Source organism: Mesorhizobium sp. M0633, from assembly GCF_040320645.1.
Taxonomy (GTDB): Bacteria; Pseudomonadota; Alphaproteobacteria; order Rhizobiales; family Rhizobiaceae; genus Mesorhizobium.
The window spans coordinates 161109-176706 of the sequence record NZ_JAMYQC010000004.1; the positions used below are offsets into that span (position 1 = coordinate 161109).

Genomic DNA, 15598 nt, shown 5'->3' on the forward strand with positions numbered 1-15598 from the left:
GTCAGCCCCTCAGCATGGCAACGACCGAATCGACGATCGCGTTCAGCTGGTTTTCGATGAAGCCGGCGCCGATATTGACGCCAAGCGCCCTGGCAAAGCCGAAATAGGCGGCCAGCGCCAGGATCAGCCCGAGCAGCACGTCACGCAGCGGACGCCGGCTGCCGAAACCGTGGCAGATGAGAACGAACATGATGACAGATGCAGCGGTAAAGCCGAGCGGCTGGATCAGCACCAGATTGGCGATCAGTCCGAGGGCGACGATGCCCATCGCCTTCCAGTCGGTCGGCGTCTCCTTTTCGTCCTCCGGCTGCCATCCGCCCCGCAAGGCGGCAATGATGAGCAGCAGCGACAGGATCATCATCCCGGTCATGGTGATGTAGGGAAAGACGGTCGGACCGACCTTGGAATAGAGCGGCGACACCGGGATTGCCAGCGTCTGCCAGGCAACCGCACCGGCACAGGCGAGGAGCCCGACGCCGATCAGCAGTTCGGGCACTGCAAGGCGCGGCGGCGCCGGCTGGTCGCTGGTGCTCATCATCGTCCTCCCAATGTCGGTCCCTTCGGGCCGGTTCTCCTTGGACCGGTCTCACTCGGCCGATCTCGGCGTAGTTTCACCTCCGGCGCCGCGTATGTCCATGCGGCTGGCGAAAGTCGGCAAGGGTTGGCGCAGGCTGCCGCCCCTTGCCGAGAGCATCACGCTAGGCCGAGGTCCTTGAGGATCGTCCCGATGCGGGCCGTGTCTTCTGCGACGAATTTCGCATAATCGTCACCGGTGAGCAGGATCTGCGTCCAGTTGCGGTTCTTGCATTCGGTGGCCCAGGCGTCGCTCTTGGCCATGGTCTCGATCAGCTTGATCATTGCTGCCTTGTCGGCGTCCGAGACGCCGGGCGGTGCGAAGACGCCACGCCAGTTGAACAGCTCGACATCTATGCCGGCTTCCTTCATCGTCGGCGCATCGATCCCCTCCTGGCGTTTGTCCGCGGAGATGGCCAGCAGCCGCAGCGCACCCGCCTTGACCTGTTCGGCGAACTCGCCATAGCCGGAGATGCCGGCCGCGACCTGGTTGCCGAGCAGCGCCGAAAGCGCCTCGCCGCCGCCGGCGAACGGCACATAGGAAAGATTGGTGGCCGGAACACCAACGGTCTTGGCGATGAGGCCGAACAATATATGGTCCGAGCCGCCGGCCGAACCGCCAGCAACCGGAACCTGCGTCGGGTCAGCCTTGAGAGCAGCGACAAAGTCCGCGGCCGTCTTGAACGGCGAGGCGGCCGGCACCACAAGCGCCTCGAACTCGCCAGTAAGGCGGGCGATTGGCGTGACCTCGGTAAGGTTGTTAGCCGCCTTGTTGGCGATGATCGCGCCGACCATGACCATGCCAGCCACCATCAGCGCATTGCCCTTGCCCTTCCACTGATTGACGAATTGCGGCAGGCCGACAGTACCGCCGGCGCCGCCGACATTGGTGATCTGCGAGCCGGAGACAAGTTTTTCACTGCGCAGCACCTGGTCCATGGCGCGCGCCGTCTGGTCCCAGCCGCCGCCTGGCGCCGCCGGCACGAAAATCTGCAGCTGCGGCGCGTCCTGCGCGAAGGCGGGGATAAAATGCGATTGCGCGAGTCCGGCAGCACCTGCTGCCGCGGTGCTCATCAAGAATCGGCGTCTGTTCAGCATGGGATTCCTCCAAATCGCGACACCTCCTCCGGTGCCTGCCAGAAACGTGGCCTGACTTCAGACCCGCTCGATAAAATTCATGCAGAGTTTGCGTCCTCCTGTCAAAGACAGAACACGCCGCATGCGGCACAATCGGCCTGCGCGATTTTCAGGCTGGCGGACCGGACGCCCGAAGACGACGTGGCAGGCAGTGCCAAACAGCATCCGTCAGGGTTGCCGCTCCAGCAGGATGGTCGGCTTGCCTTGGTAGACGGTTCGCAGCACTTCGCCATAACCGCATTTTGCCGCGACGTTCAGCGAGCCGGTGTTTTCCGGATCGATGATGCAGACGGTCTTCGCGGCTGCAAATGCCTCATCGCCCCAGGCAAGCACCCGTGCGACGACTTCGCTGGCCAACCCCTGGCCATGCACGCCCGAAACCAGAGCCCAGCCGGCCTCCGGAATGCCCTCGATCGACGGCGTCATGTCGCGTTTCAGATCGTGAAAGCCGGCCTCGCCGATGAAGCGGCCGGTCGCCTTTTCCTCGATCGCCCAGAAGCCGTAGCCCAGAAGCGACCACAGGCCGGCATGGCGCAGGAAACGCATCCAGCTTTCCTCCCGCGTGCGCGGCTTGCCGCCGATAAAACGGGTGACGACGGGATCGGCCCACATTGCGACATAGGCGTCGAAATCGTCCAGCCGGTGCGGCCGCAGGACCGTGCGAGAGGTCTCAATCACTGGGGCGACAATTGTATGCGGACTGGCCATGGTCATGTCTCGGTTGTGTTGCCGGTGCCTAATGCAGGTCATCCAACGGTTAGGACAGCGACATGCATGAGACTGGGAATCAAAATCCGTTGCGTAAAACAAGAGCCAAGGCTGTGTAGATTATCTTCCAGGCTGATGTGAATTCTGCCAAGCAGTGTTATTTTTCGCCAGTATTGGTTCACGTGCGTTCGGTTTCGGCGCTGCCGTCCGACAGAGGGGAACAGCATGGACACCACCGACCTTGTGCTTGCCATCTTCCATCATCTGCTGGTGTTTTCGCTGGCAGGCATCATCGGCGCCGAGTTCGTCCTGATCCGCAGCGACTTGTCCGCCGCGACGCTGAAGCGGCTTGTCGGCATCGATCGCCACTACGGCATCATCGCCATGCTGATCATCGTCGCCGGCATCGGCCGCGTCATCTATGGTCTCAAGGGCTGGGAATTCTACGTCTACAACTGGATGTTCTGGGCAAAGATGGCCGCTTTCGCAATTGTCGGCCTGTTGTCGATTATCCCGACCGTCCGATTCCTGTCCTGGAACAGGCAGGCGAGCGCCAGTTCCGGCTTCCAGGTGCCTGCGGCGGAGCTAGCGTCCGTTCGCACCTATGTCCGCACCGCGGCCTTCATCTTCCTCTTGATCCCGGTGTTCGCGGCGGCGATGGCGCGCGGCTATGGCTACTAGCATAGGTTGGAGGAAGGGCATCGCACGGCCCAGCCTTCCCACTCATTTGCGCGGATAGACGTGCAGTTTGCCGTTTGAGCCCGATTGTCATTTGTCGGGTTGCGCTAGTTATTGCTCCATCTACAGTCAGTTTTGAGAGGAACTCCACGCAGCGGTTGGTAATTCGTATCATGGGAGGAATCACGATGAGAAAATTCGTCGCCGCGCTGGCTGTCGCTGCGGCCGCCATGCTTTACCCACCGGCCGCTGGCGCGCAGACCTACCCCGAACGCACCATCACCATTGTCGTGCCGTTTTCGGCCGGCGGCCCTACTGACACCGTCACGCGTCTTGTCGCGGAAGCCATGTCGAAGGACCTCGGCCAGCAGGTCATCGTCGAGAATGTCGGCGGCGCCGGCGGCACACTGGGCGCCGGCCGCGTCGCAAATGCCGAGCCTGACGGCTACACGCTGCTCCTCCATCACATCGGCATGGCGACAAGTGCTACGCTCTACAGAAAGCTCGCCTACGACACGCTGAACGCATTCGAATATGTCGGCCTCGTCACCGAGGTGCCGATGACCATCGTCGGCCGCAAGGACCTCGAGCCGACCGATCTGAAGGGGCTGGTCGACTACGCCAAGGCCAACAAGGACAGCATCACCGTTGCCAATGCCGGGATCGGTGCCGCCTCGCATCTGTGCGGCATGCTGTTTATGAGCGCCATCGGCACGCCGCTGGTCACCGTACCCTACAAGGGCACCGGCCCGGCCATGACCGATCTTCTCGGCGGCCAGGTCGACATCATGTGCGACCAGACGACCAATACCACCAAGCAGATCCAGGGCGGCACGATCAAGGCTTATGCCGTAACCTCGCCGCAACGGCTAGACGTGCTGCCGGACGTGCCGACGACGATAGAGGCCGGTCTTCCCCAGGTGCAGGTCGGCATCTGGCACGGCATCTATGCACCCAAGGGCACGCCGGCCGAGATCACCGAACGCCTGTCGAAATCTCTGCAGGTGGCGCTGAAGGACCAGAACGTCGTCGCCCGATTTGCCGAACTCGGCACCAAGCCGTCGCCCGAGGCCGATGCCACGCCGGCCGCGCTCAAGGCCAAGCTGGAAAGTGAGATTGCGCGCTGGAGGCCGATCATCGAAGCGGCCGGCCAGTACGCCGACTAAAGGTTTTCAACGGGGCGCCGCCAGCGCCCCGTTTTTACACCGGCATCGGCACGCCCGTGAGGCGGGCCGGGAGGACGCCATGAAACCTTTCGCAATCGACAGAACCAACGGCATATGCGCCGCGCTGTTGATCTTTATTGGCGCCTTTTTCGCGCTGCAGTCGCTGGGCCTCGAAATCGGCACCGCCTTTCGCATGGGGCCGGGCTATTTCCCCCTGGTTCTGGCGATCGTGCTCATTCTGCTCGGCGCCGTCATCCTAGTCGAGGCAGTGCGCTTCGAGAGTGAGCCGATCGGTTACATTGCGTGGCGCGGCATGCTGTTCATCCTGCCTGCTCCGATCTTCTTCGGCCTGACGGTGCGCGGCCTCGGCTTCATCCCGTCGATCTTCCTGACGGCGCTGATCGCATCTTTCGGTAGCGGCCGTATGAAGCCGCTGACTGCACTCGTGCTGTCAGCCGGCCTGACGCTGTTCGCATTCGTCGTCTTCAGCTACGCACTCGGCCTGCCGTTTCGGCGTTTCGGCCCGTGGTTGCCACTGTCGTTGTGAGGAGATGAAATGGAACTCCTCAACAACCTCGCACTCGGCTTTTCGACAGCCACATCTTTGGCAAACCTCGGTTTCTGCCTGATCGGCGTCCTTCTCGGCACGCTGATTGGCGTTCTGCCCGGCATCGGTGCCACCGCAACCATCGCCATGCTGTTGCCGATCACCTTCCAGATCGGCGACCCGGTTTCCTCTCTCATCATGCTCGCCGGTATCTATTACGGCGCGCAGTATGGCGGCTCGACCACCGCCATTCTCATCAACATGCCCGGCGAATCCTCGTCGGCCGTCACCGCAATCGACGGCTATCAGATGGCCAGGAACGGCCGCGCCGGAGCAGCCCTGGCGACCGCGGCGATAGGCTCGTTCTTTGCCGGCACGGTGTCGACCTTCCTCGTCGCCATCTTTGCCCCACCGCTGACGGCGATAGCGCTGAGATTCGGCGCGGCCGAGTATTTTTCGCTGATGATCGTCGGCCTGGTCTCGTCCGTCGCGCTCGCCCACGGCTCGATCGTCAAGGCGCTGGCTATGGTCGTGCTCGGCCTGCTGCTGGGACTTGTCGGCACCGATATCTACACCGGTACGCCCCGCTTCACACTCGGTATCCGCGAATATGCCGACGGGCTGAATTTCGTCGCAGTGGCGGTCGGTGTCTTCGGCGTCGCCGAGATACTGCGCAACCTCGAAAACGAGCATGAGCGTTCCGTGCTGATCCGAAAGATCTCCGGCCTTATGCCGACCCGCGAAGATTTTCGGCGCATGGCGGCTCCCATCGTGCGCGGAACGATCATCGGTTCGGCGCTCGGCATCCTGCCGGGAGGCGGCGCGATCCTTGCCGCCTTTGCCTCCTACACCGTCGAAAAACGTGTCTCGAAAAATCCCGGGGAATTCGGCAAGGGCGCCATCGAAGGCGTCGCCGGACCGGAATCGGCCAACAATGCCGGCGCCCAAACCTCCTTCATCCCGATGCTGACGCTCGGCATTCCGGCCAACCCGGTAATGGCGCTGATGATCGGCGCGATGATCATCCAGGGCATCGTGCCCGGCCCCAATGTCGCCATCGAACAGCCTGCACTGTTTTGGGGTATCATCACCTCGATGTGGATCGGCAATCTGATGCTGATCATCTTGAACCTGCCGCTGATCGGGCTTTGGGTGAAACTTCTTACCATCCCCTACTATGTGCTCTTCCCGATCATCATGGCGTTCTGCTCGATCGGCGTTTACAGCGTCAACACCAACGTCTACGACCTCTATGCCGTCGCCTTCTTCGGCTTGCTTGGCTACCTCCTGACCAAGCTGCGCTGCGAACCTGCGCCGCTGCTGCTCGGCTTCGTGCTCGGCCCGCTGCTCGAGGAAAACCTACGCCGCGCCATGATCCTCTCGCGCGGCGATCCGAGCACCTTCGTGACGCGGCCGATCAGCGCCAGCCTGCTCCTCATCGCGCTTGCCGTGCTCGTCATCGTGTTTCTCCCCGCAGTCAGGAAGAAGCGCGAGGAGGTGTTCGTCGAGGAGAGTTCCTGAATGTGGACGGCGCCACATACGAGGAACTTCAGAGTCACTTGCCGGGCACTGACTCAGTAGCCGCTTCTACTGGCCCGAGCGGCGCGATCTCGACCAGCGGTGCAGGCACGCTGGTCGTCTTTTCCTTGGCCTTGCAGATATCGGCGATGACGCAGGCCGGGCAATCCGGCTTGCGCGCCTTGCAGACATAGCGGCCGTGCAGGATCAGCCAATGATGCGCGTGCCGCATATATTCATCCGGAATGATCTTCAGGAAACCTTGCTCGACCTGTTCCGGCGTCTTGCCCAGCGCCAGGCCGAGCCTGTTACCGATGCGGAAGATGTGCGTGTCGACCGCCATCGTATGCTGGCCGAATGCCACGTTGAGCACGACGTTGGCGGTCTTGCGGCCGACACCCGGCAGCTCGACCAGTTGATCGCGATCCTCAGGCACCTCGCCGCCATGGTCGCGGATCAGCGCCTCCGACAGCGCGATGACGTTCTTGGCCTTGTTGCGCCATAGCCCGATGGTGCGGATATGGTCGCCGAGCTTGGCCTCGCCTAGCGCCAGCATCTTTTGCGGCGTGTCGGCGATTTTGAACAGCGCCCGCGTCGCCTTGTTGACGCCGGCGTCCGTCGCCTGAGCCGAAAGCACCACCGCCACCAACAGCGTGAAGGCGTTGATATGTTCGAGCTCGCCCCTCGGTTCCGGCCGCTGAACGGAAAAGCGCCGGAAAATCTCATGCACCTCGGCCGCGCTGTAAAGCGCCCGCGATCTCGCCGGCCGCGGACGCGGCTTGACGTTCGAGCCGTCGCGGCGGCCGGGCAACAGGTCTTTTTTTAGCGCAGAAGAGTTTTTGGGCTTGGGGCTTGTCATTGCCTTCCTATAATATTCCCCAATGAGCGACACAAACGCCTCATTTCAGGCCGACGAGCCATTTTTCCAGGCGCTGCTGACACCGCACCGGTCGCTGGGCAAGACCGGCTTTGCCATCCTGATGGGCGCCCTGCTGTTCGGCTGGCTGGTGACCGGAGCTTTTTTTCTGTCGCGCGGCGCCTGGCCGGTGTTCGGCTTCTTCGGCCTCGACGTGATCGCCGTCTACATCGCCTTCCGCGCCAATTATCGTGCCGCCCGGGCTCGCGAGGAGGTATCGGTGTCGCGCACCAGCCTCGACATCCGCAAGACTGCCCCGTCAGGCAAATCGGAAGCACACCGCTTCAATCCGTTCTGGGCGCGCTTTTCGATCGCCCGCCACGCCGAGATCGGCATCACCAGAATGGCGGTCGAGGCGCAAGGAAAAACCGTCTCGATCGGCGGCTTCCTCAACCCTGCCGACCGCGAAAGTTTTGCCACCGCATTTTCGCGCGCTCTGGCAGCCGCCAAGGCGCGCTGAGCCAGCGTTTCAGAACCGATAGCGCAACAGCCTGCCGATCTTGCGCAATGCTGGAATTATTTCCAAAGGCGAACGAACAGTTTCGCGAACCAGCGCATGCGAGCGGCATGTTCCGGCTTATAGGCAGGGATGTCCTCGACGAACCGCAGCTTCGGAACGGCTCGCTCCAATTCATGCGGGTTCTCGATGCTCCAGTGGACCTCGGCGCCGGTGGCGCGGAAGGAGGAATTGAGGCGAATGATCTTCAGTCCCAGGCGACTATAGGCATCGAAAACCAGTTCGCCGCTCGAAAGATGTCCCACCAAACGAGAAAACAGTTGCTGCCCCTCCTCGGCACCCAGGTAGGGAGTCAGGCCTTCCGCCACGACTATGGCCGGGCGATCCCGAGGTACTTTGTTCAGCCATCCAGGTTCGGTGACCGACGAAGCGATCAGATGGTAGTGATCCCGCACTGGATAGAGCTTGCGCCTGAGATCGATGACTTCGGGATAGTCGACGTCGAACCAGTCCACGCCGGCTGGCGGGTCGATACGGAATATGCGCGTATCGAGCCCACACCCGAGATGCAGTACGATGGCGTCAGGATTTCGGGCGAGAAAGTCCTGAACGCAGACGTCCAGCGTCTTTGCCCTGATTGCTAGACCGATGCCGAGATTGTTGTCGACCTTGAGCCGTGAGAAATCATAATCGATGTTGCGCACCGCCTCGTCGGCAAAGTAGTCCCTGAGCAGCGAATTGGGCAGCCGGCTCTCCAGCGCCTTGCCGTAAAGTGTCAAAAGCAAAGTCTCCTTTGCCCCGGTCAAGTTTACTTTTTCACCAGCCACGACCGTCCTTCCCATTCAAAGCCGACTCTATCTGGGTACATGCTGCGGGAAAGCAAGTTTCGGGTGGTGATCGGCGCCGCGAAGGACGATATTCGCACTCAAGGAGATACTGCCATGAACGCCCAAATGCCTCTCAAAACGACAGCAATCCTTCAGAAAGACATCACGCCTGAAGGTGGAGACTACGAAATCGTCCGTCGTGCCATCGAAAAGATCAGCCTCGACTATCGCGACCAGCCTTCGTTGGAAGTGCTGGCCGAGGAGGTCGGCGAGACGCCGACCGGGCTGCAGAAGCTGTTCACCCGCTGGGCCGGCCTGTCGCCCAAGGCTTTTCTGCAGGCCGTCACCCTCGATCATGCGCGCAAGCTGCTCGATGCCGGCATGCCGCTGCTTGAAACCTCGTTCGAACTCGGCATGTCCGGCCCAGGCCGGCTGCACGATCTGTTCGTCACCCACGAAGCGATGTCGCCGGGCGATTACAAGACCCGCGGCGCAGGGCTCACCATCCGCTACGGCTATCATATCTCACCTTTCGGCATCGCGCTGATCATGGTGACGGACCGCGGCCTTGCCGGCCTCGCCTTCAACGATCCCGGCGGCGAGCGTGCGGCCTTTGCCGACATGTCCAGCCGCTGGCCGAATGCGACCTATGTCGAGGACATGGCGGCGACGGCGCCCTATGCCGCGCGCATCTTCGATCCGTCGCTGTGGCGCGCCGACCAGCCGCTGCGCGTCGTCATGATCGGCACAGACTTCCAGGTCCGTGTCTGGGAGGCCTTGCTGCGTATTCCGATGGGCCAGGCCTGCACCTATTCCTCGATCGCCGCGCGCATCGGCGCACCGAGTGCCAGCCGGGCTGTCGGTGCCGCGGTCGGTGCCAATCCGATGTCCTTCGTCGTGCCGTGCCACCGGGCTCTCGGCAAGTCCGGCGCACTCACCGGCTACCATTGGGGCCTGACCCGCAAACGCGCCATCCTCGGCTGGGAGGCGGGACAGGTCTCTTCTTGAATAGCCAACGAATGGAACGATTGGAGCGATGCAAGGACCGCTAGGGTGACAAGCAGCGATCTTACGGAGTAGCTTCCCGCGCAATTAGAGTGGTATGCGCTAGCGGGAGGCACTTCTTGATCGTCGTCATCGGCTCCATCAATCTCGATCTCATCGCCAGTGTCGACCGCTTGCCCGGTCCCGGCGAGACCGTGCGCGGCTCCGGTTTCGCTACTGCCCCCGGCGGCAAGGGCGCCAACCAGGCGCTGGCCGCCGCCCGCGCCGGCGCCAAGGTGCGCATGGTCGGCGCGGTCGGCAAGGACAGCTTCGCCAGCGACGCTCTCGCGCTGCTGCGCGACGGCAAGATCGACCTGTCCGGCGTCGGCGAGACCTTTGCCTCGACCGGTACCGCGTTGATCATGGTCGGCGCCGACGGCGAGAACGTGATCGCCGTTGTGCCGGGCGCCAATGATTCGGTCGTGCCGGGTGACCTTTCCAAGGCTTTCGTAAAAAACGGCGACGTCGTGCTGCTGCAACTGGAGATCCCGCTGCAGACCGTCGAGGCAGCACTCGACGCGGCAAGGACAGCCGCCGCGATGACCGTGCTCAACACCGCACCTTTCCATGGCGACGCGGCCGGCTTCCTCGGCAAGGCCGACTATCTCGTCGCCAACGAAACCGAGTTCGACCTCTATGGCGAGGCGCTGTCGTTGAATGGCCGCGACCGCCCGGCACGGATGCGCGACTATGCCGCGAGAACCGGCCGCACCATCGTCGTCACGCTTGGCTCGGACGGCGTTCTGGCGGCAACGCCGGACGATCTCCTGATGGTTCCGGCGCTGAAGATCACCCCGCTCGACACGGTCGGTGCCGGCGACACGTTCTGCGGCTATTTTGCAGCCGGGCTGGCAGCCGGCCTGCCGCTCGACCAGGCGCTTGCCCGCGCTGCCGCAGCCGGTTCGCTGGCCTGCCTGAAAGCCGGTGCACAGCCGGCCATCCCGCTGGCCAGGGACGTCGATGCCGCCCTGCAGAAATCTACAGGCTGAAGCCGGATGACAGCCATGCGCCCGACGACCAAGCATGCGGTGCCGCCCGCCGGCGACATCTGCCGCCTGTCTGCCGTGGCGCTTGCCGGGAAGATCAGGCGCCGGCAGCTTTCGGTGCGCGAAGTGGTCGCGGCATTCCTCGACAGGATCGAGGCGGTGAACCCGCTGGTCAACGCTATCGTTTCATTGCGTGAGCGTGCCGACATCCTGCGCGAGGCCGACAGCGCTGACGCCCATCTGGCGCGAGGAGGAGATACCGGATCGCTGTTCGGCCTGCCGATCGCGATTAAGGATCTTGCGCTGACAAACGGCCTGAGAACCACCTTCGGCTCGCCGATCTTCGCCGATTTTGTGCCTGAGGAAGACGACTTCTTCGTCGAGCGCGTCCGCAAGGCCGGCGCGATCATCATCGGCAAGACCAACGTTCCCGAATTCGGGCTCGGCTCCAACACCTACAACACCGTGTTCGGACAGACGCTCAACGCATTTGACCCGGCGCTGACCGCCGGCGGCTCGAGCGGCGGTGCGGCGGTCGCGCTGGCGCTCGACATGGTTCCCGTTGCCGATGGCAGCGATTTTGGCGGTTCCCTGCGCAATCCCGCTGCCTACAACAATGTCTATGGCTTCCGTCCATCGCAGGGATTGGTGCCGGCCGGCCCTGACCTTGATGTGTTTCTTGCGCAAATGGGCGTCGAAGGGCCGATGGGGCGTAACGTGCGTGACATGGCGTTGCTGCTCGACGTTCAGGCCGGCTATCATCCTCGCGCGCCGCTGTCGCATGATAAACCAGGCTCGTTCCTCGAAGGGCTGGAAGCACCGGCGGCCGGCGGGCGCATCGCCTGGCTCGGCGATCTTAACGGCCATCTGCCGGTTGAAGCAGGCATTCTACAGCTTTGCGAGGCAGCACTCGGCCGGTTCGCGGATGTATCCTTCGAGGCCGAGCCGCTGATGCCGGAATTCGACTTCGAAGCGCTGTGGCAAGCCTTTGTAACGCTTCGCCAGGCGAGCAGCGGTTGTGCACTCAAGGCGCATTACGACGATCTCCTGAAACGAAGTCTGCTGAAGCCGGAGGCCGTTTGGGAGGTGGAACATGCACTGCGCCTCACCGCGCCGCAGATCCACGCCGCCACGGTGAGGCGCTCGTCCTGGCATCGAATGCTGCTGTCGCTCTTCGAGCGTTTCGACCTGATTGCGCTGCCAGCCGCACAGGTCTTTCCCTTCGATGTCGTCACCCACTGGCCAAGGGAAGTGGCCGGGCGTGCCATGGACAGCTATCATCGCTGGATGCAGGTCTCAGCGCTCGCCACGCTGGGCGGCTGCCCGGCGGTCAACGTACCGGCGGGCTTCGACGCCAGGGGCAGGCCAATGGGCATGCAATTGATCGGGCGACCGCGCGGTGACCTCTCCGTGCTGAGGGCGGCTGCCGCCTATGAGGCAACGCTGCCATGGCAGGCCGGCGCCTGCTGAAATCAACTCCGCATTGTCGGCGCCTCGCCGACTTGCACGCAACTCATCGCCATGCATTGATCGCGACAGCGCGCCGCACGAGCGGCATTCTGTGGAGGGAAAAAATGTCGCTGGAACTCTACGCCACCTACGTCGTCGCCTGCATCGTCATCATCCTGGTGCCGGGGCCGACGGTGACGCTGATCATCGCCAACAGCATCCGCCACGGCTCGCGCGCCGGTCTCGCCAATGTCGCCGGCACCCAGGCCGGGCTGGCCATCATGATCGCCATCGTCGGCATCGGATTGACTTCGCTGATCGCGGGCATGGGCCACTGGTTCGAGTGGGTCCGGCTGATCGGCGCCGCCTACCTGATCTGGATGGGCGTGCAGATGTTCCGCTCGAAAGGCAAGCTTAACGCCGACGGAACGGCAAAAAGGCCGCGTGGCGGCTTCTTCCTGCAGGGGCTGCTGGTGGCGATCAGCAATCCAAAGACGCTGGTGTTCTTCGGCGCCTTCTTTCCGCAGTTCATCGCTCCCGAAGGCAATTACGCACTACAGATCGGCGTCATGGGTCTCACCGCGATGATCTTCGCCGCAGTCTCGGATTCGACCTACGCGCTGGCCGCCGGCCGCGCAGGGCGTCTGCTGTCGGCCGGCCGCGTCAAGCTCTTGTCGAGGATCAGCGGCAGCTTCCTGGTCGGCGGCGGCCTGTGGCTGGCGTTTTCCAAGGCGAAGTAACGGCCGCGAGCCCGGCGACGCCAACAGCAACATCCTGGAATAGGAAGGCCGATTGAAAGTCGGCCTTCAGGCCACCACATGGATCAACAGTTGGGGATTCATGTCTATGCCGTGGACTTACGCGGATTTGAAAAGGAACGCGTTTGGCGTGATCCTGTCCATCGCTTTGTTCGCGGCGATGGTTCCGTCGGCTCTGAACAAATGGGCGAATGACGCAAGTCCGATCCGGTCGGTCGACCCGGTCGATGCAACGATCAAAAGTGGACAGGGTAAAGGGCGCAATATCCAATATCTGCTGGTCCTTGAGAACGGTTCGACGGTCCTCGTTTACGACGACCTCCCGCATCTGATCGGCTCGCGCGTCGGCATCGAGCGCGTCACGCGCGACAATGGCTTCGTCTTTTACCGGTTTGCAAATTGAACGACGATCGATCGATAAGCTGTTTTCAAAGGTGAAGCGAGTGACATGGCTTTTTCGGGGAATCGCTCTTGAACAAAGCCCCTATGCTACTCAACTCTAAGGTATGGGGCCGACAAATATTTCTCTTAGAACCCGCATTCTTTTGCTTCGGGAAGAGTTTCGCGACAGAGTTGTTGGCATCACAATCTTGTGCGCGCTCGCTCTCGCGATCGCTGTGCCGATTGTAACTAGGCAGAACAGTCCGATCACTGGCACACAACTCGTAGGAGGCACCGTCGAAGATGTTGCGACGATGCCTCTAAATCCGAAAGGTTCCGTCGGACATGGACTTTATTATAGATATGAAGTCCGCCTCCATGACGGCAACGCTCGGATATTTGTCGATGGTGAGGTGGAAACACCCCACATGATCGGATCGGAAGTATCGATCGAAGAACAGCAACGCCAGGACGGTACCACCACCTACCGCCTGCTCAACTACTGAGCAGCCCTAAAGCCGCCCCAGCCTTTCCAGCAACAGCGCGAAAAACGCATCATGGTCGATGTCGCGCATCACCATGGCGTTCTTCGGCCGCTTGGTCACCCCCCACCAGTCGATCACCGTCATGCCCATGGTGAGCTCCGAGGCGGTTTCCACGCTGACATTGCAATTGCGACCCTTGAACAGCTTCGGCTTCAGCAGATACGCGATCACGCAAGGATCGTGCAGCGGGCCGCCGTCGGTACCGTATTTCTCCTCGTCGAAACGTTCGAAGAATTCCAGCATGTCCGCGGTGGCCGTGCCGACCCTGGTGCCGAGCTTGCGGAAGGCCTTCGTGCGCTTGGCGGTGGTCAGCGCCTTGTGGGTGACGTCCAGCGGCATCATCACGATCGGAATGCCGGATTTGAACACGACATCGGCGGCATGCGGATCGACATAGATGTTGAACTCGGCGGTCGGCGTGACGTTGCCGCCCTCGAAGAAGCCGCCGCCCATCAGCACGATTTCCTTGATGCGCGGCGCGATTTTCGGCTCGCGGATCAGCGCCAACGCAATGTTGGTGAGCGGCCCGAGCGCGCAAAGCGTGATCGTGCCGCTCTCCTCCCTCATCAGCGTCTCGACTATGAAATCGACCGCATACTCTTCCTGCAGTTTCATCTTTGGTTCGGGCAGTTGCGGCCCGTTGAGGCCGGTCTTGCCATGCACTTCCTCGGCGGTGACCAGTTCGCGCGCCAGCGGCCGGATGGCGCCTGCATAGACCTTGACGTCCGGCCGGCCGGCCAGCTCGCAGATCTTGCGGGCGTTTTTTTCGGTAAGTTTCAACGGCACGTTGCCGGCCACCGCGGTGATGCCGACGATCTCCAGCTCGGCGCTGCCGAGCGCCAGCAATATGGCGACGGCATCGTCCTGGCCGGGGTCAGTGTCGATGATGATCCTGCGGGATTGGGGCATTTCAATTCCTTGTTTTGGCAAGTCTTTTTGGGCGGGACGTGTGACGGCTTGAAGTCTGCCGGGCGGCGGACCATATCAAGACCATCGGGAAAAATGCCATCCGGGTTTTTCCACTTTATGTCGCTCTTGAGAGGACACTGTAACATGAGCCGAATGACGCCTTTTTCCAGCCCGCTTCTCCTCGGTTTCGATTCCATGGAAAAGACGCTGGAGCGCTTGGCAAAGTCCGGTGACAGCTATCCTCCCTACAACATCGAGCGCCTCAGCGGTGCCGACGGCAAAACCGAAAGGCTGCGTATCACGCTCGCCGTCGCCGGTTTCGCGGAAAGCGATCTCGATGTCACAACGGAGGAGAACCAGTTGGTCGTGCGCGGCCGTCAGAACGACGACACCGAGCGCGAATTTCTCCACCGCGGCATCGCCGCGCGCCAGTTCCAGCGCTGTTTCGTGCTGGCCGACGGCATGCGGGTGATTGCGGCGGAATTGAAGAACGGCCTTCTGTCGATCGATCTCGATCGGCCGGAATCCGAACGGCTGGTACGAAAAATAAACATATCGGTGAAAGACTGATTTTTGCCGATAGCTCTCATGGGCGGGATGGCCTTGAGCGGCGTCTCGCGGCAAGGAGGCTTGAAATGACCAGAACTAACGAGAATATCATCATGACCAGCGGCGAATTCGCCCATCTCGGCGAAGGTTCGGTCGCCTATCTCAGGAAAGTGTCGAGCGACGATCTGCGCGGCCGTTTCCCGGGCCTCGGCGAAATCGCGCCGGGTCTGGAACTGTGGGCCCTGTTTGCCGCTAATGGCCAGCCGATCCTGCTTTCGGACGCTCGCGACCGGGCACTGGCTGGCGCGCTGGAAAACGATCTGACCCCGGTCGCTATCCACTAACGTCGCTATCCACCAACATTGGCGCCATCAACTGACAAATATGGCGCAGCGATCTGGCTGGAAACGGACAGGGCCGCTCACGGCGGCCCTTCAAAGGATTTAATCA

18 protein-coding genes are annotated in these 15598 nt (G+C 62.0%); 12 read left to right on the forward strand and 6 right to left on the reverse strand.

From position 1 onward, the window contains the following. Position 1: 1 nt before the first annotated feature. The 3 genes from NKI47_RS05850 to NKI47_RS05860 form a co-directional block, all read right to left on the reverse strand. Positions 2 to 535, reverse strand: coding sequence for a tripartite tricarboxylate transporter TctB family protein (locus NKI47_RS05850; protein ID WP_352453996.1), 534 nt, complete (start codon positions 533 to 535; stop codon positions 2 to 4). 158 nt (positions 536 to 693) lie between these two features. After that, complete coding sequence (locus tag NKI47_RS05855; protein WP_352588314.1) at positions 694 to 1671, reverse strand: Bug family tripartite tricarboxylate transporter substrate binding protein; 978 nt, start codon at positions 1669 to 1671, stop codon at positions 694 to 696. Positions 1672 to 1878: 207 nt separating this feature from the next. Beyond that, on the reverse strand, positions 1879 to 2418 hold the full coding sequence (locus NKI47_RS05860) for a GNAT family N-acetyltransferase (RefSeq protein WP_352576228.1): 540 nt from the start codon (positions 2416 to 2418) through the stop codon (positions 1879 to 1881). A gap of 225 nt (positions 2419 to 2643) precedes the next feature. On the opposite strand from NKI47_RS05860, the gene NKI47_RS05865 reads away from it, so the two are divergent. From NKI47_RS05865 to NKI47_RS05880, 4 genes are all read left to right on the forward strand, one after another. Beyond that, positions 2644 to 3099 (forward strand): DUF2214 family protein, encoded by a 456-nt coding sequence (locus NKI47_RS05865; RefSeq protein ID WP_352453993.1) that lies wholly within the window; start codon positions 2644 to 2646, stop codon positions 3097 to 3099. A 185-nt stretch (positions 3100 to 3284) separates the two neighbouring features. Further along, on the forward strand, positions 3285 to 4262 hold the full coding sequence (locus tag NKI47_RS05870; protein ID WP_352588319.1) for a tripartite tricarboxylate transporter substrate-binding protein: 978 nt from the start codon (positions 3285 to 3287) through the stop codon (positions 4260 to 4262). 79 nt (positions 4263 to 4341) lie between these two features. Further along, positions 4342 to 4809, forward strand: a complete 468-nt coding sequence (locus tag NKI47_RS05875) for a tripartite tricarboxylate transporter TctB family protein (RefSeq protein ID WP_352568215.1) — start codon at positions 4342 to 4344, stop codon at positions 4807 to 4809. 9 nt (positions 4810 to 4818) lie between these two features. Next, positions 4819 to 6330 carry a tripartite tricarboxylate transporter permease gene (locus tag NKI47_RS05880; RefSeq protein WP_352588322.1) on the forward strand — a complete coding sequence of 504 codons (1512 nt, stop codon included), beginning with the start codon at positions 4819 to 4821 and terminating at the stop codon, positions 6328 to 6330. Between the two features lie 34 nt (positions 6331 to 6364). Here NKI47_RS05880 and nth read toward each other — a convergent pair whose 3' ends face one another. Then, positions 6365 to 7186 (reverse strand): endonuclease III, encoded by an 822-nt coding sequence (gene nth / locus NKI47_RS05885; RefSeq protein WP_352588325.1) that lies wholly within the window; start codon positions 7184 to 7186, stop codon positions 6365 to 6367. Positions 7187 to 7208: 22 nt separating this feature from the next. Between nth and NKI47_RS05890 the strand changes: the two genes are divergently transcribed. Further along, the gene (locus NKI47_RS05890; protein ID WP_023675281.1) at positions 7209 to 7703 is read left to right on the forward strand and encodes a DUF2244 domain-containing protein; all 495 of its coding nucleotides are present in this window, start codon (positions 7209 to 7211) and stop codon (positions 7701 to 7703) included. A gap of 56 nt (positions 7704 to 7759) precedes the next feature. Here the strand turns inward: NKI47_RS05890 and NKI47_RS05895 are convergent, their stop codons facing one another. Then, positions 7760 to 8479, reverse strand: coding sequence for a class I SAM-dependent methyltransferase (locus NKI47_RS05895; RefSeq protein ID WP_352588328.1), 720 nt, complete (start codon positions 8477 to 8479; stop codon positions 7760 to 7762). A 162-nt stretch (positions 8480 to 8641) separates the two neighbouring features. Here NKI47_RS05895 and NKI47_RS05900 point away from each other — a divergent pair, with 162 nt between their 5' ends. The 5 genes from NKI47_RS05900 to NKI47_RS05920 all read left to right on the forward strand — a co-directional run bounded on the left by NKI47_RS05900 (position 8642) and on the right by NKI47_RS05920 (position 13167). After that, positions 8642 to 9535 (forward strand): methylated-DNA--[protein]-cysteine S-methyltransferase, encoded by an 894-nt coding sequence (locus NKI47_RS05900; protein ID WP_352453988.1) that lies wholly within the window; start codon positions 8642 to 8644, stop codon positions 9533 to 9535. A gap of 116 nt (positions 9536 to 9651) precedes the next feature. Further along, the gene (locus tag NKI47_RS05905) at positions 9652 to 10560 is read left to right on the forward strand and encodes a ribokinase (RefSeq protein ID WP_352588331.1); all 909 of its coding nucleotides are present in this window, start codon (positions 9652 to 9654) and stop codon (positions 10558 to 10560) included. A 6-nt stretch (positions 10561 to 10566) separates the two neighbouring features. Then, complete coding sequence (locus NKI47_RS05910) at positions 10567 to 12027, forward strand: amidase (protein WP_352588334.1); 1461 nt, start codon at positions 10567 to 10569, stop codon at positions 12025 to 12027. Positions 12028 to 12131: 104 nt separating this feature from the next. Next, on the forward strand, positions 12132 to 12746 hold the full coding sequence (locus NKI47_RS05915; protein ID WP_292663261.1) for a LysE family translocator: 615 nt from the start codon (positions 12132 to 12134) through the stop codon (positions 12744 to 12746). Between the two features lie 52 nt (positions 12747 to 12798). Next, entirely contained in the window at positions 12799 to 13167 is a 369-nt protein-coding gene (locus NKI47_RS05920; protein ID WP_245274634.1) for a hypothetical protein, read from the forward strand. 490 nt (positions 13168 to 13657) lie between these two features. Here NKI47_RS05920 and NKI47_RS05925 read toward each other — a convergent pair whose 3' ends face one another. After that, a complete protein-coding gene (locus tag NKI47_RS05925) occupies positions 13658 to 14599 on the reverse strand; it encodes a nucleoside hydrolase (protein ID WP_352453985.1) in 942 nt (313 codons plus the stop codon). 144 nt (positions 14600 to 14743) lie between these two features. Between NKI47_RS05925 and NKI47_RS05930 the strand changes: the two genes are divergently transcribed. After that, positions 14744 to 15169: an Hsp20 family protein gene (locus NKI47_RS05930; RefSeq protein WP_023675270.1), complete on the forward strand. Its 426-nt coding sequence runs from the start codon at positions 14744 to 14746 to the stop codon at positions 15167 to 15169. Positions 15170 to 15234: 65 nt separating this feature from the next. Further along, a complete protein-coding gene (locus NKI47_RS05935; protein WP_023675269.1) occupies positions 15235 to 15492 on the forward strand; it encodes a BQ00720 family protein in 258 nt (85 codons plus the stop codon). The last annotated feature ends 106 nt before the right edge of the window (positions 15493 to 15598 follow it).